This window comes from Tritonibacter sp. SIMBA_163 (assembly GCF_046535935.1).
Classification (GTDB): Bacteria; Pseudomonadota; Alphaproteobacteria; order Rhodobacterales; family Rhodobacteraceae; genus Epibacterium; species Epibacterium scottomollicae.
This window is the reverse complement of the sequence record NZ_JAWJBP010001026.1, coordinates 1-247: the sequence shown is the minus strand read 5'-3', so window position 1 is coordinate 247 and position 247 is coordinate 1. Positions and strand designations below refer to the sequence as shown.

The following is a 247-nucleotide window of genomic DNA, read 5'->3' as shown; positions in this document are numbered from 1 at the left end:
CGCTCTGTTCCGGAAGGCAATCGCCATGTGGAGCAGCCCAAGGTTCCAGGCGCTTCGGTGCGTCGCACCCGTGCCGGTCGCACGACCTTCGACGACAAATACGACAAGATCCGTGATCTGCTGGCGACCGACAAGGCACTGATCGGCAAGATCAAGTCCACCGCTTCCGCCTACCGGATCGACCCGATCCACATGGTGGGAGCAATCGTCGGCGAGCACACCTATAATGTCGATGCCTATGACCGGC

General features: G+C 60.7%; 1 protein-coding gene. It reads left to right on the top strand.

Going from position 1 to position 247, the window contains the following annotated elements; translation table 11 throughout:
• On the top strand, positions 1-247 hold a 247-nt coding region (locus tag R0J92_RS25445; RefSeq protein ID WP_411053734.1), incomplete at both ends, for a DUF1402 family protein.